Annotated in this window: 17 protein-coding genes; 9 read left to right on the top strand and 8 right to left on the bottom strand. The window is 36.8% G+C overall.

The genetic code is table 11. The features are described from left to right. Positions 1-87 precede the first annotated feature (87 nt). The 5 genes from ABH968_RS12275 to ABH968_RS12255 all read left to right on the top strand — a co-directional run bounded on the left by ABH968_RS12275 (position 88) and on the right by ABH968_RS12255 (position 9327). Positions 88-1734 (top strand): sigma-54 interaction domain-containing protein, encoded by a 1647-nt coding sequence (locus tag ABH968_RS12275; protein WP_370044312.1) that lies wholly within the window; start codon positions 88-90, stop codon positions 1732-1734. A gap of 601 nt (positions 1735-2335) precedes the next feature. Then, positions 2336-3664, top strand: a complete 1329-nt coding sequence (locus tag ABH968_RS12270; RefSeq protein WP_370044311.1) for an aminotransferase family protein — start codon at positions 2336-2338, stop codon at positions 3662-3664. Between the two features lie 38 nt (positions 3665-3702). Then, positions 3703-5100 carry an aldehyde dehydrogenase family protein gene (locus ABH968_RS12265; RefSeq protein WP_370044310.1) on the top strand — a complete coding sequence of 466 codons (1398 nt, stop codon included), beginning with the start codon at positions 3703-3705 and terminating at the stop codon, positions 5098-5100. Positions 5101-5299: 199 nt separating this feature from the next. Continuing rightward, positions 5300-7324, top strand: coding sequence for a hydantoinase/oxoprolinase family protein (locus ABH968_RS12260; RefSeq protein WP_370044309.1), 2025 nt, complete (start codon positions 5300-5302; stop codon positions 7322-7324). Positions 7325-7347: 23 nt separating this feature from the next. Beyond that, positions 7348-9327, top strand: coding sequence for a hydantoinase B/oxoprolinase family protein (locus tag ABH968_RS12255; protein WP_370044308.1), 1980 nt, complete (start codon positions 7348-7350; stop codon positions 9325-9327). 545 nt (positions 9328-9872) lie between these two features. On the opposite strand, the gene ABH968_RS12250 is transcribed toward ABH968_RS12255, so the two are convergent. From ABH968_RS12250 to ABH968_RS12220, 7 genes are all read right to left on the bottom strand, one after another. After that, positions 9873-10514 carry a response regulator transcription factor gene (locus ABH968_RS12250; protein WP_370044307.1) on the bottom strand — a complete coding sequence of 214 codons (642 nt, stop codon included), beginning with the start codon at positions 10512-10514 and terminating at the stop codon, positions 9873-9875. A gap of 326 nt (positions 10515-10840) precedes the next feature. After that, positions 10841-11962 (bottom strand): N-methyl-L-tryptophan oxidase, encoded by a 1122-nt coding sequence (solA, locus tag ABH968_RS12245; protein ID WP_370044306.1) that lies wholly within the window; start codon positions 11960-11962, stop codon positions 10841-10843. 130 nt (positions 11963-12092) lie between these two features. After that, positions 12093-13445 carry a uracil-xanthine permease family protein gene (locus ABH968_RS12240; protein WP_370044305.1) on the bottom strand — a complete coding sequence of 451 codons (1353 nt, stop codon included), beginning with the start codon at positions 13443-13445 and terminating at the stop codon, positions 12093-12095. Between the two features lie 54 nt (positions 13446-13499). Then, complete coding sequence (guaD, locus tag ABH968_RS12235) at positions 13500-14867, bottom strand: guanine deaminase (protein ID WP_370044304.1); 1368 nt, start codon at positions 14865-14867, stop codon at positions 13500-13502. Between the two features lie 439 nt (positions 14868-15306). Next, complete coding sequence (locus ABH968_RS12230; RefSeq protein ID WP_370044303.1) at positions 15307-15846, bottom strand: PadR family transcriptional regulator; 540 nt, start codon at positions 15844-15846, stop codon at positions 15307-15309. A 46-nt stretch (positions 15847-15892) separates the two neighbouring features. After that, complete coding sequence (locus tag ABH968_RS12225; protein WP_370044302.1) at positions 15893-17086, bottom strand: YhgE/Pip domain-containing protein; 1194 nt, start codon at positions 17084-17086, stop codon at positions 15893-15895. Between the two features lie 516 nt (positions 17087-17602). Further along, a complete protein-coding gene (locus tag ABH968_RS12220) occupies positions 17603-18493 on the bottom strand; it encodes a LysR family transcriptional regulator (protein ID WP_370044301.1) in 891 nt (296 codons plus the stop codon). A 119-nt stretch (positions 18494-18612) separates the two neighbouring features. Here ABH968_RS12220 and ABH968_RS12215 point away from each other — a divergent pair, with 119 nt between their 5' ends. From ABH968_RS12215 to ABH968_RS12205, 3 genes are all read left to right on the top strand, one after another. Then, on the top strand, positions 18613-19815 hold the full coding sequence (locus tag ABH968_RS12215) for a YbfB/YjiJ family MFS transporter (RefSeq protein ID WP_370044336.1): 1203 nt from the start codon (positions 18613-18615) through the stop codon (positions 19813-19815). A 186-nt stretch (positions 19816-20001) separates the two neighbouring features. Beyond that, positions 20002-20754, top strand: a complete 753-nt coding sequence (locus ABH968_RS12210; protein ID WP_370044300.1) for a class I SAM-dependent methyltransferase — start codon at positions 20002-20004, stop codon at positions 20752-20754. A 13-nt stretch (positions 20755-20767) separates the two neighbouring features. After that, entirely contained in the window at positions 20768-21289 is a 522-nt protein-coding gene (locus tag ABH968_RS12205; RefSeq protein ID WP_370044299.1) for a DUF6886 family protein, read from the top strand. Positions 21290-21339: 50 nt separating this feature from the next. Here ABH968_RS12205 and ABH968_RS12200 read toward each other — a convergent pair whose 3' ends face one another. Further along, positions 21340-21819, bottom strand: coding sequence for an NUDIX hydrolase (locus ABH968_RS12200; RefSeq protein ID WP_370044298.1), 480 nt, complete (start codon positions 21817-21819; stop codon positions 21340-21342). 247 nt (positions 21820-22066) lie between these two features. On the opposite strand from ABH968_RS12200, the gene ABH968_RS12195 reads away from it, so the two are divergent. After that, positions 22067-22531, top strand: a complete 465-nt coding sequence (locus tag ABH968_RS12195; protein WP_370044297.1) for a 2-thiouracil desulfurase family protein — start codon at positions 22067-22069, stop codon at positions 22529-22531. The last annotated feature ends 48 nt before the right edge of the window (positions 22532-22579 follow it).

Here is a 22579-nt window from a genome sequence, read left to right as displayed (position 1 = left end):
TAGGCTTCCAGATGCCCCGTAGAAAGAGCGGATTTTTTTATTTATTGAATGAAAAAGTTATTTAAAGTTCGTGAAGGAGTGATCTAGATGTCGATAACTCAACTACATAAAGATGAGCATTTTTTTATTGTAAAAAATGATGAGGTAATGATTAAAAGTGATATCCAAATAGAGCTTATTGAAGAAATAATAAAACAATATAGTAAAGGAATAGAAACCTTTGAGGTTGAAGGGTATTTCATTCATGTATTAGAGACTTCGCAAGGTAGCTTATTTCATGTCAAACCATTCATGCAGTATAGCTATATAGACTTTATGAACCCATTGTCAATTAAAGTATTAAACTCCATATCCGATGGTGTTACAGTATGTGATTGCGATGGCAAAATTTTATTTCAAAATGATATTGATATTGAAATTGTTGGCATTGATTTAATGGGGAGATATGCAAAAGACGTAATCGCTGAAGGATTAATGAGTGATTCCATTTCGATGAAAGTAATTGAATCAAAAGAAAAAGTAACTATTTTGCAGACGTTCATTAATGGCAAATGCTTTTTAGTTTCAGGTAAGCCAATATTTGATGAATATGGCGAATTACAATATGTAGTTGCTATTACTCGTGATATGACACAATTAAAACTGTTAGAGAAAGAAGTAAAAAAATTAGAAGTTCAAAATGAGAATTTTAAAAATAAGCTACATGCCTTACATAATAAAGAAAACACAAAAAGTAGTTTAATAGCTGTATCTTCAGCAATGATGCAGGTTGTAAAGCGAGTTATGAGAGTTGCAGAGGTAGACTCAACTGTATTAATTGGTGGTGAATCGGGCGTAGGTAAAGAAGAAATTACAAAGCTTATTCATGCAAATAGCCGGCGTCATAATAAGCAAATATTAACGATTAACTGTAGTGCAATCCCTGAGAATTTATTAGAATCTGAACTTTTTGGCTATGAGGCAGGAGCATTTACGGGTGCATTAAGAGGTGGTAAGGCAGGGTTATTTGAGATTGCATCAGGTGGTACAGTGTTTTTAGATGAAATAGGAGAGATGCCCTTATTACTACAGGCGAAATTATTACGTGTGCTCCAAGAATCAGAGGTTCAGCGTCTAGGTAGTGGAAAGCCTATTCCTATTGATGTGCGCATAATCGCTGCGACAAACCGAAATTTAGCGGATATGGTGAGGCAAGGTAATTTTCGTGAGGATTTATATTATCGGTTAAATATTATTCCGATTGAAATTCCTCCTTTAAGACATCGTCGCCAAGATATCATCCCACTAGTCAACCATTTTTTAGCTATTGTTGAAGAAAAATATAGTATCCATCGGACAATTGAGTCATCTGCAATGAACATATTAGAGTGTTATGATTGGCCAGGCAATGTACGCCAACTTAAAAATATGGTGGAGCGTATTTGCTTATTAGCAACGCAGCCAGAAATAACAGCATATATTGTGCAACAAGAGTTAGATAGTAACCCAACTATTATGCGTGATCTAGAAGATCCAGTAGAAATACAAAGCATCCAGGAACAAGTTGTATCCCCGAAGTTTAGTGGTACTTTAAAGGAGCAAGTAGCTGCGTTTGAAAAGCAGATTATTAAGGAAGCTCTATCTAAATATCCAAGTATCAGGCAAGCTGCTAAATCACTTGGCTGTGATCAGTCAACATTAGTACGTAAAATACAAAAATTCCAATTAACGAAACAAATTTCATATGAGGACTAATGATGTATTTTTGCATCAAAATTTCATTCATGCACAATAAGTTGTACTATCGCAATACTCACTAATTCATACAAAGTAAATGATGGAATGCATCATTAATGTTGTTAATTGATGTAGAAGAAAAGGGGCATTTTCAAACAAGAAAGCGTCTCTTTTTCTTTTTGGAGCAGTTTTGTGAAGCAACAATTAATTGCTTTGTTTTGATTCATCACCAAAAGTTAGGGATGAAATTTTTAAAACGTATGCCCTAAATATGAGTTGATTGGAGTGGAGATTGGGCGACTCCTTGGGGATTAGCAATAGAGGAACGAAGGCTAAAACCATCACGTCCTGTGATAACGCCTTCGTGACCAACATCTTGTTGGCCCGAGACCCTGGAGCGAGCAACGCGAGTGAAGCGGCTCATCGGACGCCCCCAGGAAGCTTTGCTCTGTGCGAAAGCGTAGCGTCAGCAACAAGCGCCCAATCGGAACGGAAATCAATCCCACGCTATGGCAAAAAGGCAATTTTTTTCGTTAAAATAATTTTTTTTTTACCAGTTGGCATGAGAATTGCTACTAAAAAAATGTATAAAATTTTAAACGAAAAGAGGTTGGCATTTATGACAATTCAACTAAAAGAAGAGCTAAAAACGTTAGATCAAAAACATTTTCTACACCCAACAACGTCGATTGAGCAACAGCAAACACAAGGTCCAGCAGCCATTTTTACAGAGGGCAATGGCATTTATTTAAAAGATATAGAAGGAAATATCTACATTGATGGGATGTCTTCTCTATGGAATGTAAATATTGGGCATGGTCGTAAAGAAATTGCCGAAGTGGCGAAGGAGCAAATATCTACATTAGCATTTAGTTCCTGCTTCGCATCGTTTAGCAATGAGCCAGCTATTCGCTTAGCAACGAAAATTGCTTCATTAACTCCGGGCGACTTAAACACTGTATTTTTCACTTCAGGCGGTTCAGAGTCAAACGATACAGCGATTAAATTAGCACGTCATTACTGGTTACTAAAAGGGCAGCCAGATCGTCAAAAAATTATTTCACGTACTCATTCATACCATGGTGTAGCTATGGGGGCTACAAATGCGACAGGCTTACAAGCATTTCGTGACTTTACCAATTCACACGCCCCTGATTTCCACTATGTATACAGCGAATCCGTACGAAATTTACGTGAAACTATTGAAACGTTAGGCCCTGAGACTGTGGCAGCATTTATTTCTGAGCCTGTGCAAGGTGCAGGTGGGGTTAATATTCCACAAAAAGATTACTTTAAAGAAGTTCGAAAAATTTGTGATGAGTACGGTATTTTATTCATTGCAGATGAAGTTATTACGGGATTTGGTCGTACAGGAAAATTCTTCGGTATGGAACATTACGAGGTAGTGCCAGATATGATGTCTTTCGCTAAAGGAGTTTCAAGTGGTTATGTTCAACTTGGTGGTGTGGCGATATCCGAAACAATTCATCAAGATTTATGTGAGCTTTCTAAAGGGACATTAATGCACGGATATACTTACAGCGGTCATGCACTCGCTTGCCAAGTTGGATTGAAAAACATAGAAATCCTTGAGCAAGAAAATCTCGTTGAAAATGCTGCAAATATGGGGGATGCCATGTTAGAAGGATTCCGAGCACTGCAAGAAAAATATAGCTTTATCGGACGTGTGCGTACTCTTGGCTTACTTGGAGCCATTGAATTAGTAAAGAGTCGTGAGACGGGTGAATTGTTTGAGTATCCTCTTAGTCCAATTTTTGTACAAGAAACGATGAAACGAGGATTGATTCTACGTACGGTTACGTATGATCAAGATACAGTTGTTTTTTCTCCACCTCTCATTCTATCAAAAGTAGAGCTAGATGAAATGTTACGTATTTTAGACGAGACATTTGAGCATATTCGTAAAACAATTGTTGAAAAACAGTAATGTTGACGTAAACGATCACTATTTGAAGGAGGAGTTTTATGACAACTATTGTTAGAGAAATACGAGAACAATTTAATCCCGCGAAACCATCTCAATGTATAGGCCAAGTTGAGCTTTTGACAATAGATGAAACGAAAGACGTTATCGTTGCAGCTCAGGAAGCATTTGAAGGTTGGAAAAATACGTCTTCTGTTGCACGTGGAGAAATTTTACGTGTGACAGCAGACTTGCTTGAGAAAAATATTGATAAAGTAGCTGAAATAGCTTCGAGTGAAATGGGTAAAACGAAAAATGAAATGCTTGGTGAAGTTAAGCGTGGCGCTTCCATTTTACGTTATTTTGCGCAAGAAGGAATGCGGGCAACAGGTGAGGTGTTACCTTCTGCCAATGAAGCGAAATTATTGTATACAATGCGGGTACCACTTGGTGTCGTTGCCGCCATAACACCTTGGAATTTTCCTGTCGCTATTCCTCTATGGAAAATTGCACCTGCATTAGTGTACGGCAATACAGTTGTCTGGAAGCCTTCGATTGAAAGCGCTTTAACCGGTAAATTAATAGGAGAACTATTCCAACAAGCGGGCTTACCAAAAAACGTGTTAAATGTCGTACAAGGCCGCGGTTCAAAGGTAGGGCAGGTATTATTGGAGGCACCTGAAGTAAAGGCGATTACATTTACAGGTTCAAATAGTGTCGGGCAAAGTATTTTAGATACTGCTGGATCAACTAATAAAAAAATTCAGCTCGAACTTGGAGGCAAAAATGCAGCGATCATTTTAGCTGATGCCAATATAAATCAAGCTGCAAAATTAACGATTGAAGGTGCGATGAAGCAAACGGGACAGCGTTGTACAGCAACTAGTCGAGTTTATATCGAGGAAGCGGTTTATGAAAAGGTAGTAGAGCAGTTAATTGAAGAAGCTAAAAAAATTGAAGTTGGTGTCACGATGGGGCCTGTGTCATCCAAAGGGCAATATGATTCTATATTATCCGCCATCGAGAAAGCAAAAATAGAGGGTGCAGAGCTTGTATTTGGCGGTGGTCCTACAAAAGGTATGTTAGAAGGATACTATATTGATCCAACAATCTTTACGAATGTAACACACGAGATGTCGATTGCCCATGAAGAGATTTTTGGACCAGTTTTAGCGGTTATCAAAGTAAAAGATTATGAGGAAGCGCTTCGATTATCGAATGATTCTAATTTTGGATTGAGTGCTTCTATTTATACAAATAACATTCCGAAAGCATTTGATTTTATTAACCGTAGTGAAGTTGGACTTGTACAGGTTAACGATGAAACGGGTGGAGCAGAGCCCCAAGCACCGTTTGGAGGAATGAAAAACTCAAGTACCGGTGCTCGTGAGCAGGGGCAGGCAGCGAAAGAGTTCTTTACAACGTTTAAAACAATAACGATTGGCACAAAAAGTGAGTAACAAGTTTATTTTGATAGAAATTTAGGATAGAAAACAAAAAAATATACGTCACATATGCCTCGGTGTAATGACCCAGATTTTTCTCAAATTGTACGCAAAAATTTAAAAAAATCTGGGGCATTCGCTTGAGGCATTAACTATATATACAAAAAAAATTTGGGGTTTAGATTTAATTAATTAAACGAAAGAAGGTAGAACTATGGCACAAAGTCGTTTAGCAATTGATGTCGGAGGAACGTTTACGGATGTATTTGTTTTTAATGAAGAGACCGGGGAAGTATTCGTTACAAAAACGTCGTCTACACCTTCAAATCCGGAGCAAGGAATTCTAAATGGAGTAGAAAAAGCAGCATTAAATGGTAAGGATATTAAAATATTTTCTCATGGTACAACAGTTGGAACGAATGCGTTAATTGAGCGTAAACTGCCAAAAACTGCTCTTATTACGACAAAGGGTTTTAGAGATGTCATCGAAATTCGCCGGGGAACGAAAGAAGATATTTGGGACACATACAAAGATACTGCGAGGCCTTATATTCAACGACGTGATCGATTTGAAGTGACAGAACGAATAGATTATGAAGGAAATATTCTTCAAGCCATTGATGAAGAGGAAGTTCGTTTATTAGCAAAAAAATTAAAACGTCGGGGAACAGAATCTATTGCTGTGTGTTTCATCAATGCCTATGTGAACGGAGAAAATGAGGCGAAAGTCAAAGAAATTTTAAAAGAGGAATTACCGGATGTCTATGTTTGTATTTCCAGTGAGGTGCTTCCAGAAATTTTTGAGCATGAGCGTATGAGTACAACTATTATTAATGCAGTTCTTGGACCAATAATGAGTAATTACATTAGTAAGTTAAGCACTGAAATGCAGAAAAAGGGCTATGACGATGAAATATTAGTTTTACATTCTGGTGGCGGTGTCATGACTTCAAGTACAGTTCCCCGCTATGCTGCTAGATTAGCAAGTTCCGGGATAGCTGCTGGCGCAATTGCAAGTAAGCATATCGCAAAGTTGTGCGGATTTGACAATGCAATCGGCTTAGATATGGGTGGTACAAGTACTGATATTTCACTGATGTATAAGGGGGATATACGAATTACAAAGGACTGGTCTATAGAATATGGCTATCCAATTGGTTTCCCGAGCATTGAAATATTAACAATAGGGGCCGGTGGAGGTAGCCTCGCCTGGAAAGATGAAGGCGGTTCTTTACGAAATGGACCACAAAGTGCAGGGGCAGTACCAGGTCCAGCTTGCTATGACCGAGGAGGCACTGAGCCAACTAATTCTGATGCAAATTTAGTGTTAGGACGCCTAGGTGTGGATTTGTTAGATGGAACGATGCAGTTAAACAAAGAGGCAGCTAGAGAGGCTGTGAAAAAAATCGCAAATGCGTTCGGTCAATCAGTTGAGGAATCGGCAAGTGCCATTTTAGAAGTTGCAAATGCCAATATGAGTGATGCAGTTCGATTAATATCAGTACGGAGAGGCTATGATCCCCGTGATTTCGCGCTTGTAGCTTTTGGTGGTGCTGGTCCATTACACGGTGCCTATTTGGCAAAAGATTTGAACATCCCAAAAGTCATTATTCCTACTCATCCAGGTGTAGCAGCGGCAATGGGGTGCCTACTTGTAGATGTCCGTCATGATATTTCTAAAACGTATGTGAAAAAACTAGATGAAGTAAGTGCAGAGGAACTAACAAATCAATTTAGAGAATTACGAGAAGAGGCAAGAGCGTTATTAGAAGAGGAAGGAATAGCAGAAAATACATCGTCATTAACGAATTATATAGATCTTCGTTATAAGGGACAATGGAGATCTCTAGCTGTTCTCGTATCCGATCAAATCACTTCCTTAGATGCTATTTTGGAAGCGTTCCATCAAGAACATGAACGAGAATTTGCATTTTCTGATAAGGATCAAACCGTAGAAATATTTGGCCTACGTGTAACGGCTATAGGCACAGTACCAAAGCCTAATTTCCTGCAATATGTTTCTGAAGGCTCACTGGAAGATGCTTTTAAAGAAACACGTCCGGTTTATTTTGAGGATAAATATATTGAAACAAACGTATATAATCGCGATAAAATACCTGTTTATTCACAATTTGCTGGTCCAGCCATTATCGATCAGTTGGATACGACGACTGTTATTCCACCAGGATTTACTGCGGAAGTAGATGCCTATAAAAATATTATTATTACGGTGAACTAATACGCGATAAGGAGGAATTAGCTATGAGTACAACGAAATTGGAGACAAATCATAAGATACAAAATCTAGACCCAGTAACATTTGAAGTGTTAAAAAACGGCTTTGTGAATTTAGTCGATCAAATGGCTGAACAAATGCTGCGTACATGTTACTCGTTTGTTATTTATAATCGAGATTTCAGCTGTGCATTATGCGATGCACAAGGGAACACCGTTATGCAGGGAACGCAAGATATTTCGGTACATGTAGGGACATTGCATTTAACTGCAAAAGCTGTCTTAGAGGATTTCGCTGATGATATTCATCCGGGTGATGTATTTTTAGTAAATGATCCTTATCGTGGAGGAACACATTTCAGTGATGTACGTGTAATTTTACCAGTATTCCATGATGACAAACTGATTGCACTCATGCAAACAAATGGTCACTGGGCAGATGTTGGTGGCTCTAACCCAGGTTCCTTTGATATTACAGCTAAGGAACATTATGGGGAAGGTTTACGTATCCCACCTGTCCGCATTTATAGTAAAGGTCAATATTTAACTGATGTTGTGAAGCTTATTGTCATGAATATGCGGATCCCGGAAGAACGTATTGGAGATTTACGTTCTCAAGTGGAAGCCGCAAAAGTCGGAGAAAAGCAGCTCCAAGAAATGATTGAAAAGTACGGCATAAATACAGTGCTAGTAGCTTTTGAAGAAGTCCAAAATTATGTAGAACGATTAATGCGAGCGAAAATTAAGGCTTTACCAAAAGGACAATGGGAAACGGTGGACTATATCGATATGGATCCACAATTAGGAGATGGCCTCATCCCAATTCGTGTGAAAATGACCATTACGGAGGATGAAATAGCTTATGATTTAAGCGATTCACATCCTTATATTAGCTGTTTCTTAAATGCAGGCTTTGGCTCAGCACTTTCTGGTACTTATGCAGGAACCAAAACATTTTTCCCAGACATTCCGCTGAACTCAGGATTTTATCGTGTTGTGAAAATATTCCTACCCGAAAACTCTGTCGTTAACGCACCTAGTCCAGTAGCTGTTTCTGGCTATTGTTCAGGAGCGTTTGAAAAAATTATGAATGCCTGCTTCGAGTTATGGTCGAATATTATGCCTGAACGCGCTATCGCATGTTCATTTAATTTAGAGTATTTATTAATAGGTGGGTATGATCAGCGGAGAGATAGTAGTGAATATTTTATGTGGTATGACTGGATGGCTGGTGGTCATGGTGGACGTATTGACCGTGATGGTGCGAATACTACCTCGCCAGTGTTCGGGGTAGGTTTGAGTGTTCAACCATGCGAAGGGCAAGAGCGTTTGTCACCAGTTGTTACAACGAAGCATGAAATCATTATAGATTCAGCTGGTCCAGGTAAATACCGTGGTGGTTGTGGTGTAGAAAAGGGAGGCGTTTTAACCGATGTAGACCAAACAGTGATGTCCTATTGCTGTGATCGTTCTCGCTCCATTACTTGGGGGATTAAGGGTGGCCTACCTTCTATCGCACAGGGGGCTATTTTAAATCCAAACAAAGAGGATGAAAAATTTTTAGGCACGATTTTCTCCAATGTTGAATTGAAGAAAGGAGATACCTTTACACGTCCCTCAGCAGGAGGCGGTGGCTTAGGTGACCCATTAGCACGAGATGTAAACGCCGTTTTGGAGGACGTTATCGATGAATATGTTTCGATTGAGCGTGCAAAGCTTGATTATGGTGTAGTCATCCACGAAATTGACCGTGATTTGGATGCCTTCGAAATTGATATGGCTGCAACATTAAAAGAACGCGATTATATTCGCAAAAATCGCCATAGATGGCTGGAAACAGATTCAATAGAAGTTGAGCAGATGTATAACAAAGGTGAAATTAATCAAATGGATGTTGTTCGTAAATATGGTGTCATTATGGGTTATGAAACAAATAAAGCATTGCCAGTCTCAACAGAGCAATACCGAGAAGCGATGAAGAAACGTTCTTTGGCTTATTGGGGATAGACATAACGTTCTAGCGTATTGGGTCAAGTATCAACTAACTTTAATCATAAATAAGAGAGTAGTTCACACTACTCTCTGCGAAATAAGTGTATACAAATTTTTAATGTCGAGTAATGCATATACTATGAAAAATATTACTACATAACTTAAAAACTCTAAAGGTAAAGAGTTGTTGTTTAATATTCCGATATTTCTTAGAATTTTTTGAATTACCAATGTAAGTAACATAGCTAATCCAATTATTAAAAGCTTACGGAGCAATAGTATCACCACCATTCTAGTTACAGAATTTTTGTTTCTATATGCATGACAAAACTTTTGTGTATACCATTCAAATAATTTATCAGCTAACCCATAAGACCAGCAGTCCAAACTGATCAATGGAGATATTCAGAATTTTAAATATCTATCAATAATTTATATTCATTCTATCATGGTATTGTAGCTTCATAACCACAAATAAACCACAATGTTTTATCGGTTAGTACTGTATTTTTTGCGGTTTTATGAATATAAAAGTCACCTGACCATTCGATTATTTATTTTTATAGCCATCCTATTCTTTTAATTTTTTCAACAGCTTCTTTTCTTGAATGTACTTGTAGTTTTTGAAAAATATTTGTTAAACGATATTCGACTGTGCGTAAACTAACAACTAAATTTTCTGCTATTTCTTTATTTGTCTTTCCAGCAGCCACTAATTTAAGCACTGCTAGTTCATTTTTTTTGAGGTCATATTGAATTAACTGATTCATTATTTCCGTTTTGTTCGTTTGGGTATCTACTAGTTTTAATTGTCGTAATAATTTCACTGGCATCATGGCATTCCCATCTAGAGCGGAGCGTATTGCCATAATAAGATTTTCCTTAGAGGCTGTTTTGCTAACAAAGCTAGAAACATCTGATTCTATTAAAATATTGAAAAAAGGTTCAATGTCGTAGCCTGTGTAGATAATTTTAATTGCTTCAGAATATAATTGTTCCACTTTTTTTACTAATCCTTGATCATTTAAAAAGGGCATGTTTATATCAAATAAAAATATGTCAAATGTTTGTTGCGAGAGGGCATTCAAAGTTTCCTCACCAGTTCTTACAACCGTGACATGGAAATCTACTTCTTGTTCTAATAATAATTTTATACCTTCCCCAACAGCTTCATGATTGTCCGCTACTAAAATATTTATCAACTTATTACCCTCCCTTAATTAAAATGGACTATTTTTTATAAAATGTTATTTATAATGCATTATACCCAATTTTACTCTCGAAAGGGATACAATCCATACATAGATTTAAAGGGAGAAGTGTTTTATATACTGAAAACGGATTATTTCAAGGTACTTAAAAGAGAAGGGTGTACAAATTGTAGATAATTGAGTGGGTTATTATGTAATGCAGAAAGAGTAAAGCGACTTAGATTTTACAACAGCAGATTTTTTGCTTCTATAGCTGGTTTCAAGTAAAAAGGAATGTGTCTCCACTAACTTTTGAGACAAATTCCTTTGATGGTTTTTTATCTCGTAAAACGACTTAGCTTAAAGAGAGATAAATCCTGTTTACTCTTTCCGTGTAGGGTAAGATCAGCTAATACTTCACCAACTGCACTACTAAATTTAAAACCATGCCCTGAAAAGCCCGCTGCAATGACAATATTTCGATGCTCAGGTAAAAAATCAATAATGAAATCTTCATCTGGTGTCATTGAATATTTACATGTTTTTCCGAATTTCAATGCACCGTGCTGAGGCATAAAATGATTGATAAAGTTTTGTAAATCTATTGCATCCTGTTCGTCGAAGGGACGTTGCGGTTCGTTTGGATTGATAGCCTCGCCGCCATCATGTCTGCCAAGCTTTAGGCCAGCTCCATCAATACTTGGAAAACCATAGTATGCGGAATCAGCAAATTCAAAACAATAGGCCGGGAAAACATCTTCACGATACAGTTGCTCCTCTGCCTCAAACCATGCAAATGTTTTTCGCGTCGGTGTTACAGGGATGGTGATGTCCATTGTTTGAAGTAACTCAGTCGCCCAGGCACCCGCTGTCACAATTAAATGCTTTGCTTCGTAAATGCTATTTGCTGTTTGAACACGTATAATGTCTCCAGCTTCGATGTTCTGTACTTTTTCATTTGTATGTAAGGTTGCCCCAGCCTCAAGAGCTAATTTTTTATAAGCGCTAATGCAGGCTTCTACACGAAGGACACCAGCAGTAGGCTCAAAGCAAACAACAAAGTTTTCGGGTAAAGATAATCCAGGCCATTTTTCCATTGCTCCAGCCGCAGAATACTGTTCTAATGCTAAATCATAGAGCTTAGCACTAGTTTTTACATTTTGAATAAAAGAATGGGTCTCTTTACCGACATTTATTACACCTGTTTGTAAAAATAAAGCTTCATCCGTTAACGTTTCAAGCTCTCTCCATAATTCACCAGCTCTTTTGACAAAAGGTACATAGCTAGCTCCTTCACCATACGCAAAGCGAATAATTCTTGTTTCCCCATGATGGCTACCTTCTTCGTGAGGAGGATTAAAGGCATCAAGCATCAAGACATTTTTTCCTGCTTTCGCTAAATTATAGCCTGTTGCCATCCCCATTGATCCTGCACCGATTACAATCACGTCGTATATCATTTTAATCCCTACTTTTTTGCTCTAGTATAACAAAAAAATAGAAAGCTGGACAGAAATTTCAGAAAATATTTTGAATAAGAAAAATGCACAATCTCTTAGGAATAGGAGATTGCGCATTTGAGTTTAAAAGCTATTTCGCACTAGGTAATAATTTATTTAACAATATGGCTACTATAGCAGCTGTTGCTATTGGAGAACCGAATAAGTATTGAACGGTTGTTGGTAATGAGTATAAGAAATCTTTAGGAAGTAATGTTAGGGCTAATGTTAAAATCACTGGTACTGCGATTACATACATTTCCTTTTCACCGATGCTTTCATTTTTCATTACTTGTAAACCACTGATTGCAATAATGCCACATACGATAACGAATACACCACCGATAACTGCTGAAGGAATAGCAGAAATAAGAGCAGCTAATTTTCCAGAGAATCCAAATAAAATAAACCAAAAACCTGCAGCAATGAAAACACGGCGACTTGCAATACCTGTGATCGATATCACACCTGCATTTGTTGAATAGCCAGTGACAGGAGTTGAGCCTAGTAATGATGCGATGAAACAACCAATTCCTTCGCCGATCACCCCGCGATTAATTTGTTTATCAGTTAATGGTTTATCGATGACGTTACTCACTGCAAACCATGTACCTGTTGTTTCTGCCATTAAGACGATATAAATAATCACCATTGTAATGATAGCAGAAAAATTAAACGTGAAGCTGAAATCTACAAATGGAATTTGAGGCATACTAAACCATTTTGCTTGTGACACTGCTGATAAATCTAAAACGCCCATAATATTTGCGGTAATACAACCTGCAATTAAAGCGATGATTACTGAAGCGATACGAAATACGCGGCCTTTTTTATGAAAGACAGAACCTAGCATAACGCAAAGGATTAGAACGATAGCTGAAATTAAAGCTAAATAGATGTTTTGGTTAATAGATGCACCTGCCGCATTAAAAATGTTATTACTTAAACCTACAGGCATTAATGAAAGACCGACTACAAAGATAATGGTCCCTCCGACAATTGGCGGAATGAAAGTTTTCACGATTTTATTGAATATACCTGAAAAACCTAAAATAATAACTAAGATGGAGCCGACTAAACTTGCTCCTAGCACAGTACTCCAACCAAGATCTCCACTACCACTAGCTGCATATATACCTACAATGGCACCGATTGGAACATATGAAGGACCTTGTGCTATCGGTAACTTCATGCAAAAGTGAGTTTGAATAATCGTTGCAATCCCTACCGCAATGAATGTCGATTGAATCAATGCGCTTGATTGGCCTGATTGTAAACCGATTAACATGGCAATTAAAAACGGCACTACGTAGACATCCATTGCCATGACGTGCTGTAAACCAAGTAGGACGGATTGGCCGAATGACACCTTCTCATCTGGTAAAACTGTTAACTGCTGAGTTTTCATTTTATCGTTAGCTAATTTGTTATGTTGCGTTTCCACTAAGATGTACACCTCAAAGTTGTAAATATTTTAATTTTTTATGCAAAAGGTTATTTAGGCTCTAGCGTGAACCTTATTTCCTTGTACCCAAACTTCACGGATATTTTCAGGGCGCACGAGATACATAATTTTTTGGAAGATATCCTGTAAATCTTCCTTGCTATCAAAAATAGGAAGTTTTGCAGAAGGTATGTTAGTATCGATGATTTGTACATCCCATGTGTAGTTTTCTTGTAATCGACCAATGGGTAGGCTTAAGCTTTCTCCGCCACCTGCTGTTGCTAAATAAAATGCTTCATTAATCGTAATACGTGAATTTGGGACACCTCGTTTTTCAGCAGGAAGAGATGTATCGACACCGTCTTCTAGCATTCTAGACGACATGACTGCTTGTCTAGCATTATCGAATAGACTAGGAGAGAAGCCACCAGAAATATCTGACCCTAATCCGATATCAACGCCTTTTGCATGGAAGTGGGCAATTGGAATGACGCTATTTGCAAAATAAGCATTAGAAATTGGACAATGACCAATCGCTGTACCTGTTTCAGCAAATAACTGTGCATCATCATCATTTAAGAAATTGCAATGTGCCATTATAGATTTATCGCCTAATAGCCCAAAATCATGTAAGGCAAAGGCATCATTTTTCTTAAATCGTTCCTTTACGTAGCCATGCTCCCAATCGCTTTCACTACAATGTGACTGGATATGTGTATCGTATTTAGCAGCTAATTCTCCTAAACCATTTAAAGCATCGTCTGTACAGCTTGGAATAAAGCGTGGTGTTACAACTGGATAAACACCTTGTTTCGTTGATGTGGCTAATTCCTTCACAGCTAAAATAAATTCTTCTGTATCTTTTAGTGCAGTCTGAGTATTTGCATCTCGATAATAGTCTGGATTTTGTTCAGGATCATCCATCACCACTTTCCCAACTAGACCTCGTTGCCCTTTTTCAGCACAAATTTTCGCTAATAACAGGCTTGCTTCTTTATGGACAGTTGCAAAATAGAGCGATGTAGTCGTTCCATTGGCAAGAAGAGTACTTACTAAATCTTCATAGACCTCTTGTGCAAACTCTAAATCGGAGAATTTGGATTCGATAGGGAAGGTGTATGTGTTCAGCCAGTCATAAAGTGGAATATCTAATGCAGTTCCAGCTTGTGCCCATTGAGGTGCATGAACATGCAAATCGACAAAGCCTGGGAAGAAATATTGTCCATCAGCTAATTGATGAAAATTTTCTTGATGTTGATATGTAGTTAGTAGATTTTGATAATCCTCATGCTCTGGAGCTATTGTTTTCTCAATCATCCCGTCAGCATTAATGAAGAATAAATAATCCTTTAAAATTTGTACTTCAGTAGGAGACTTACTTGAAAAAGCTGTCCCTTTGAAAATTAACGTATATTCAGCCATAAAAACCACCTTAATGTTCGTGTATTGATGAATGTATGGATTATTATAGGTCGTTAAAACTGTTTTGTCTATAAAAAAACGAATATTAGTGGAAATGATGTAGATTTTTCGAGCAGATTTCACTATTTTTTTACAGCTTATACAAGCATTGAGATGAATCATCGCTAAAAGTTAGGATGATATTTGTAAGACGTATGTCATGTAGTTGATTGGAGTGAAAGCGTTAGCGAAGCTGTCACTTTTGAAAAAAGATTGATGAAAATTTAATGGCAATCCTCAGTTTCCTGATTAAATAAAACCTCGTATTTTGAACAAGTTTGATCAAAATACGAGGTTTTCTCTGTCTGTCTCTATTTATTTTTATTATAAAGATTGATTATTCTGGAACGCAGCCCCCGTTAGTTTAGTAGGCTTTTCACATTAGTTCAATTATTATGGATTAAATTTCCTCTTGTTTAATCTGTTTAATTAACTCCTCTAGCCAATAAATCTTGTGTTCTACTTTAGTTGAAAAATAATCTGCCATAAATTTTACAAATTTCTCGTTATTTTCATCTATCATAATCTGACTGTCAAATTGTGAAACTTCATTCCAACGATTCGTAATAGTTTTTAATTTTTTTTCTAATATTTCTGCTACCTTATTACGATCAACATATTTGATGTTTGCTAAAGCTATTACCATTTCAGTAATATCATCAGCATTTTCAAATAACTTGTAGATTAATTTAGGCAGTTCTTCACGCCCTTTATCCGTAATCGCAAATACTTGTTTATCAGGTCGATGTTCTTCTTTAATGATTTCAGTTGCCTCTATTAAACCTTTTTTTGCTAATGACTCAAAATGGTAGTAAAGTTTGCTTTCAGTTAAACCACTTAGTTCATCCAATGGAATTGGCTCTGAAAGCTGTTTTTTCAATTTATATGGATAGTTATTATTCTCCATCAGCTTACTTAAAATAAAAATTTGAATAGACATTCTCTATGCTCCTTAAAGAAGAATTTGTCTTCTTATTATAGCAAAACTAAGTTGTAACTTCAGCTACACTTTGTACCTTATCCATCGTTTTTTCTGCTTCCTCTGCTTCTAACGGCAGTGGTTTATGGATGAAAGTAACGATAAGAATATTAATGACCATTGCAATTGCCCCAACCGTAACCATTGACCAGATATAAGGACTTGGACTAATGCTTCCATATAGTTTTGCATAGTATCCCTGTACGGAATAATACATTGGGGAAATATGGCTCATCCACTCATATAGCTTATACATCATTTGACGTGACATTGTAGCACCATTTGCTAATGTTTGGATTAATAGAATCGGTAAGTTTAAAACCATTCCGCCTTCACCAACTAAGAATATTAAAACTGCTGTGAAGTTGAAACATACCATATAGTTTAGTATTTGTTGTCCTACTATACTGAAGAATAGGCTACCACTTGGCTCATTAATTAAGTAGGCTATCCCTGTACCAGCTAGTGAGGATACCACTGCAATCACTAAAGCAGTCAATTGTACATAAGTGAATAAACGTTTTTTACTTGCTTTTTTACGGCTTTCTCTAAAGGCAGATACCAATTGCATCGCCCCAATCATTGCACCAGTATAACCAGCCATCGTTAAGAACATTGGTAGCATATTATTATTCATACCCGCTGGTATTTTGTTGATTGTAATTACGTTTCCTTCATAAGTTGTTTCAATCTTTTTCGCTAATTCAGCAGCTTGATCTTTTGGAATATTAAAATTCATTAACACGCCTTGAGCTGTTTGTTGTGAGAATTGCGTGCTTAACTGATTGTTAATTTCCGTAACTACTGATTTCATCGTAGAAGAAACAGTAGTTGCTCCTGCTTCATTAATTGTAAAGTCGATATTGGATGATGTTTCACCTTTTTGGATATCCGCAGAGAACGTTTCTGGAATGTGTACAACTAACGCTAAATCATTCTTCTCTAAATCTTCTAAGGCTTTTTTATTTGTTATATCTGTCTCAATATTCTTAAACGGTAAATTCTTTTCTAATTGGTTGGCAATCTTTTCTCCATATTCACCTGCATCATCATTGACAATAGCAATTGGCAATTTGTCCACATTTCCTGGAATGGCTGAATAACCAGATAAAAAAATGCCTAGCATTGCGATAGCATAGAAAATTCCCATAAAAATAGCAGCTATTGCACCTTTTGTTTTTAAGAATTGAGTAAATTTCATATATTTGTATCCTTTCTTCACTTACTATTTGTTTTTACATTAAATGAAGTGCCTAAATTAAAACACTTAATTTTAAGTACTTTAATTAAAGTACTTTGTTCAAAGTGCTAATTCAGTTTATGCCATTCTTTTTATAAAGTCAATGAGAATTCATAAACAAAAATAACTCCTTAGAAATTAATCTAAGGAGTTTCTACCCATTTATTGAGTTAAGCTGCTGCGTTAGGTTAAGTACATTTCTTCACAATTTTTATTGTGGCATAAATATCTATCCAATAAAAAATCATCACTTAACTAAGAATTCTCTAGGGGGAAGATGATTTTAATCAATCTTTATTTCAGAAGCGGATCATCGGACGCCTCCAGGAGAGCACCCAGTCGGAACGGGAATCAATCCAAGTTATGGTGATGAAATATTGAGATATAGTTGACTGCAATTTTGTACAAATGAAAAAACTACACATCAATTAGTTATTGTACAAATTTTGTGTAGTTCAAGCTTTTGAAAAGAGGCTGTTATGAAATTGAGTCATTGATGATGTTAATAAAAGTATTAAAGGTCGAAGAGGTATTTTGTTCATTTTTTCTTGTGCAAAGATAAATAGGGCGCTGAATATCGATGTCTTTAATAAAAACTCGCGCTATTTGCTGTCGTTGAATAAAGCTAGAAGCAGCTATAGATGGAGCTAGCATCGTACCATATCCAGCGGCAATGGCGTGAATGGATTCATTGATGCCGTCCAGTTGTAGCCCTACTCTTGGTGGTGGGATTTTATGAACCTTACATAAAGCGTTTAAATATTCTTTCGTAGAGCTACCATCTTCTCGTGAAACAAATGGCTGCTGCATTAATTCCGCTAATGTCACTTTCTGTTCTGCCAGGGGATGACCATTTGGAACGATAAACCAATAATCTAGATTCATGAGAAATTGATAATTAATATCTGGATGATGACCATCCTCTTTTACGATAAAAGCCATATCAGCCTTATAGTGAAGTAATTCTTCAATAACCTGCTGGGAATTAGCAGTTTTTATGTGGATATTAGTTGTCGGATAGGCTTGTTTATATTTTGCGAGCCATTTTGGTAATAAAAAATGGGATGGAACATGGGTAGAAGCAATTTGTAATTCTTCATTACCTGTGTTTTTTAATTGCACTAGTTTGTTTTCGATATCCAATTCTAAATCAAATAATCGCTGAGCCTGTTTAAATAAAAATTCGCCATTTTGTGTTAAAGTAATTCCTCTACCTTTTGATTCTAAAAGAGTTAAGTCTAGTTCTCTTTCTAAATTTCTAATTTGAATGGTAACGGCAGGTTGACTAATCATGAGAGCTTGCGCTGCCTTAGAAACACTATTGAGCTCAGCTACTTTTGTGAATAATCTAAGAGCATGTAAATTCATTTATGTATCCCACCTCTTATAAATATTTTTTATCCTTTTATATAAATTATATATTAGATTTATTAATTTTCACTCTGTATCCTTTTAATTACAAAAAGTTTTTAGGGGGTGGGGACATGATGAATCGACAGCACATCGGAATTTTATTTGGTGGAGTGCTATTACTTGTAGTGGCAATGGGGATTAGCCGCTTTGCATTCACACCAATTTTGCCGTTTATGCGTCATGATGTCGGGTTTTCGTTTGAAGTTGCAGGATTTTTGGCATCGAGTAATTATATTGGCTATTTCATTGGCGCTTTGTGGGCAGGATTTATCAATCGCCAGAAGAAGAACTTTTTATTGTTAAGTGTTGTCTTGAATGTCCTTTCTGTTGTTCTTATGGGAATCATTGAAATATATAGTGTTTGGCTTGCACTTCGTCTGATTGCGGGCATTACAGGGGGACTTATTTTTGTATTAACATCAAGTATTATAATGGATTACTTAGCAAAGCATTCACTTACAAAATGGTCTGGCTATTTATTTGGGGGTATCGGATTAGGAATTGCTATTTCAGGTTTATTAGTCCCTGCAATTGAAGCACGTTTTGCTTGGCAAGGTACATGGATCGGCTTAGGGATTTTATCTGCTGTGTTTTTAGTGATGACATATATACTTTGGAGAGGTTTGCATGTACAGGATAGTGTGAAAACCGCTAAATCCTCAGATGCAAAAATGACAAAGGGCTTTATGCCATGGTTGATCGTCGCATATGGCTTTGAGGGGTTAGGCTATATTATCACTGGTACTTTTTTAGTGGATATCATTCATAATATTCCCTCACTGCAAGCATACTCTTCGTATAGCTGGGTCATTGTAGGGGTAGCGGCCATACCATCAGCACCAGTTTGGACAGTGTTATTAGAAAAGTTTTCAGCAATTAAAATTTTGTTTGTGGCATACATATTGCAAGTATTCGGCATCTTGTTACCAGTATTTTCACAAACAGTATGGAGCGTATTATTATCGTCATTTTTATTTGGCTTAACATTTGTAGGAATTGTAACGTTAACAACCTCCTATGCACGTCAGCTATTCCCAACACAAAGCGGTCCAGTCGTATCATTGTTAACAACGTTTTATGCATTTGGACAAATTATCGGACCAATCATCGCGGGTCAGCTTGTGGCGGTATATAGTAGCTACAAGGCGGCGCTTGTATTTGCAGGAGTCATTGTATTCTTTGCATTGATTGTCATGGTATTTGGAAGATGGATCACTGTTAAACAACAGGCCACTTTAGACAATGCTTTACCTATCAAAACGCAATCTAGCCCTTAAATAAGAAAAGCCAGAAATTCGATTGGGAATTTCTGGATTATGTTTTTACTTAAAGATGGCGTGCCTCAATCTAAATGATATAAAAAAATAAAATATAAGTCTATATCTTTTTGAGGGTATATGAAAAAATAGTAATGTGCACAAGGGACGTAACGTTACGATTCTATACAGAGATGAGGGAATTGTATGGCAAGAACAGTACCGACAGAAGAGGCGATTAAACGCTGGGATCAACATGCAGAAAGATTTACAGCAAACTACGATGAACATGGTGGCATACACCGTGAAGTATTATTAAATCCAGCCATTTTTTCATTATTAGAAGAGATGAAAGGAAAAAGACTACTAGATGCAGGGTGCGGAGAAGGCTATTTAAGTAGAATACTTGCTCAAAAAGGGGCTATTGTCACAGCAGTTGATTATTCAGAAAAGATGCTAGAAATTGCTAGAGAAAGAACACATGAGGAAGTTCCGATACAATATAAACATGGAAATTGCGAAGAACTAGATTTTTTAGCAGATGAACAGTTCGATTGTATTGTTTCTAATATGGTCCTTCAAGATTTAGAAGATTATAAGGCGGCTTTGAGTGAAATGTATCGTCTTTTAAAACCTAATAGTACATTCATCTTTTCAATTCTTCACCCTTGCTTTGTTACACCTAATAGTGGATGGCTAAGAAATGAACAACTAGACCAACAGTATTGGAAGGTGCAACGTTATTTTTATGAAGGGGTATATGAACAGCTAGATTCTGATGAAAAAATCGTGCTTTACCATCGAACATTAACGAGCTATATGAAAGCAATTATTCAAGTAGGATTTTCTATAGAGGACGTTATCGAACCGATGCCTTCAAAAGAGATGCTGACAAAGTATCCTCGATTCGAGGAAGATTTGCATTGTGCAGATTTCATAGTCTTCAAATTAAGAAAATAAGGAGGGGAAACATGTGCGCATATATCATGTCAGTGAGGAAAGTGATATTACAGTTTTTCATCCACGATTACCGGATCGACTAGATTTAAATCCAGAAAAAGGCCTAGTATGGGCAATCAACGATATATGCTTACCTAATTTTTTAACACCAAGAAATTGTCCACGAGTTTGCTACCATATTGGTGCCGATACAACCGAACAGGATAAACAAGACTATATAACATCAGCATCATGTGGACATGTCGTCGTAATTGAAAGCAAGTGGTTTGAGACGATGAAAAATACGAAACTCTACTTATATGAGTTTGATATCCAAGGGTTTACACTACAGGATCAAAATGCTGGTTATTATACAAGTGAAACAACGCAATATCCTATTGCTAAATTTGAAGTAGCAAATTTATATGAGGAACTGTTTAAACGTAATGTTGAATTACGAGTAGTCGATAGCTTGTGGAACATCTATGATGAAATTCAAAAAACAACATTGAATTGGTCGATGTGCAGAATGCGATTTGCGCAACCAAAAAAATAATTAGCCAAGCCCCGCAAACGATACTGTTACGTTTACGGGGCTTGTAATATTTAGACAGTAAGTACTAATGGGGTACTCTTAACATCAATTAATTTATTATCTTTATATGTAAATATGTATTCATAGTTGGCTGTTTCATCCAGCATTTTCGGTAAATAATATTTTAAATCTGCTATACCTACATTTTTAGGATGGAAAATCCATGATAGATCTTTCCAATCTAAAATGCCTTCTGCAACTTTAATCGGTGTCACATAATGATAGGATTCTGGTAATTCAGCAATAAAAGCATACATACAGCCAAAGTCGGTCGATCCATCGGTCCATGTTATTTTCCCTTTGTATTTAATATCCTGCAGTACAATGCCTGTTTCTTCCTTAATTTCTCTTAATGCTCCAACCAGTGGAGTTTCATCTTTCTCAATCTTTCCTCCTACACCATTCCAAGCCCCCATCCATTCTGGGAAATCCCTATTTAGCAATAATATTTGGTCACCCTTCTTAAGAAAACAAATTGTAAATTCAACCAAGTCTTTTCCTCCTTTATAAAGATAGAATTCGTTCATAAATGAAATTAGATAATAAAATAGTAGCACAAATCAGTGAAATGGTTGTCCTACAAATAATAAAAAATGGAGTTAATAAATCATTATTACTCATTAAAAAGAGAATAGAGTAGGTCATGGAAGTAATTTAAGTCATAGAAGGGCTGTTGACGGAATTTTCAAATGAGCTATAGTTGTGATTATACGAAATGGATAAAAATGAGGTGCGCATATGATTTTAATAAGCTCCTGCTTAGCAGGGTTAAAGGTACGTTATAACGGAACAGATAGTTTAGATGAAAGAATTCAACAGCTTGTGTTAGAAAATAAGGCGGTAACTGTATGTCCTGAATTTATGGGAGGTTTTTCGACGCCTCGTGAGCCTGCTGAAATCGTTGGTGGAGATGGCGGAGACGTTCTTGATGGAAAAGCGCGAGTGTTTGAAAAATCGGGCCGTGATGTTACGGAGCTTTATATAAAGGGCGCATATGCAACATTACAGAAAGCACTCGAGCTAAGTGCGACTACGGTAATTTTAAAAGAATATAGTCCATCCTGTGGCAGTGCATTGATTTACAATGGGGATTTCAGTGGTACAAAATTAGTTGGAGTAGGCGTAACAACTGCATTGCTAAGAAGAAATAATATTGCTGTCTTTTCTGAAGAAGATTTTTCGGATTTATTAATGGAAATTTGATAGGGAAATATGTGTTTGCCTTAAAATATTATACTGAATAATGTTAAC

It is taken from the genome of Lysinibacillus sp. RC79, assembly GCF_041262405.1.
Lineage (GTDB): Bacteria > Bacillota > Bacilli > Bacillales_A > Planococcaceae > Lysinibacillus.
The sequence above is the reverse complement of the archived record's forward strand: the minus strand, read 5'-3'. Positions and strand labels throughout refer to the sequence as shown.

Coding starts and splice junctions, on each gene's coding strand:
- ABH968_RS12195 (WP_370044297.1), top strand. CDS start 22,067: ATGATTTTAATAAGCTCCTGCTTAGCAGGGTTAAAGGTACGTTATAAC.
- ABH968_RS12225 (WP_370044302.1), bottom strand. CDS start 17,086: ATGAAATTTACTCAATTCTTAAAAACAAAAGGTGCAATAGCTGCTATT.
- ABH968_RS12215 (WP_370044336.1), top strand. CDS start 18,613: ATGAATCGACAGCACATCGGAATTTTATTTGGTGGAGTGCTATTACTT.
- solA (WP_370044306.1), bottom strand. CDS start 11,962: ATGATATACGACGTGATTGTAATCGGTGCAGGATCAATGGGGATGGCA.
- ABH968_RS12220 (WP_370044301.1), bottom strand. CDS start 18,493: ATGAATTTACATGCTCTTAGATTATTCACAAAAGTAGCTGAGCTCAAT.
- ABH968_RS12275 (WP_370044312.1), top strand. CDS start 88: ATGTCGATAACTCAACTACATAAAGATGAGCATTTTTTTATTGTAAAA.
- ABH968_RS12255 (WP_370044308.1), top strand. CDS start 7,348: ATGAGTACAACGAAATTGGAGACAAATCATAAGATACAAAATCTAGAC.
- ABH968_RS12230 (WP_370044303.1), bottom strand. CDS start 15,846: ATGTCTATTCAAATTTTTATTTTAAGTAAGCTGATGGAGAATAATAAC.
- ABH968_RS12270 (WP_370044311.1), top strand. CDS start 2,336: ATGACAATTCAACTAAAAGAAGAGCTAAAAACGTTAGATCAAAAACAT.
- ABH968_RS12260 (WP_370044309.1), top strand. CDS start 5,300: ATGGCACAAAGTCGTTTAGCAATTGATGTCGGAGGAACGTTTACGGAT.
- guaD (WP_370044304.1), bottom strand. CDS start 14,867: ATGGCTGAATATACGTTAATTTTCAAAGGGACAGCTTTTTCAAGTAAG.
- ABH968_RS12210 (WP_370044300.1), top strand. CDS start 20,002: ATGGCAAGAACAGTACCGACAGAAGAGGCGATTAAACGCTGGGATCAA.
- ABH968_RS12265 (WP_370044310.1), top strand. CDS start 3,703: ATGACAACTATTGTTAGAGAAATACGAGAACAATTTAATCCCGCGAAA.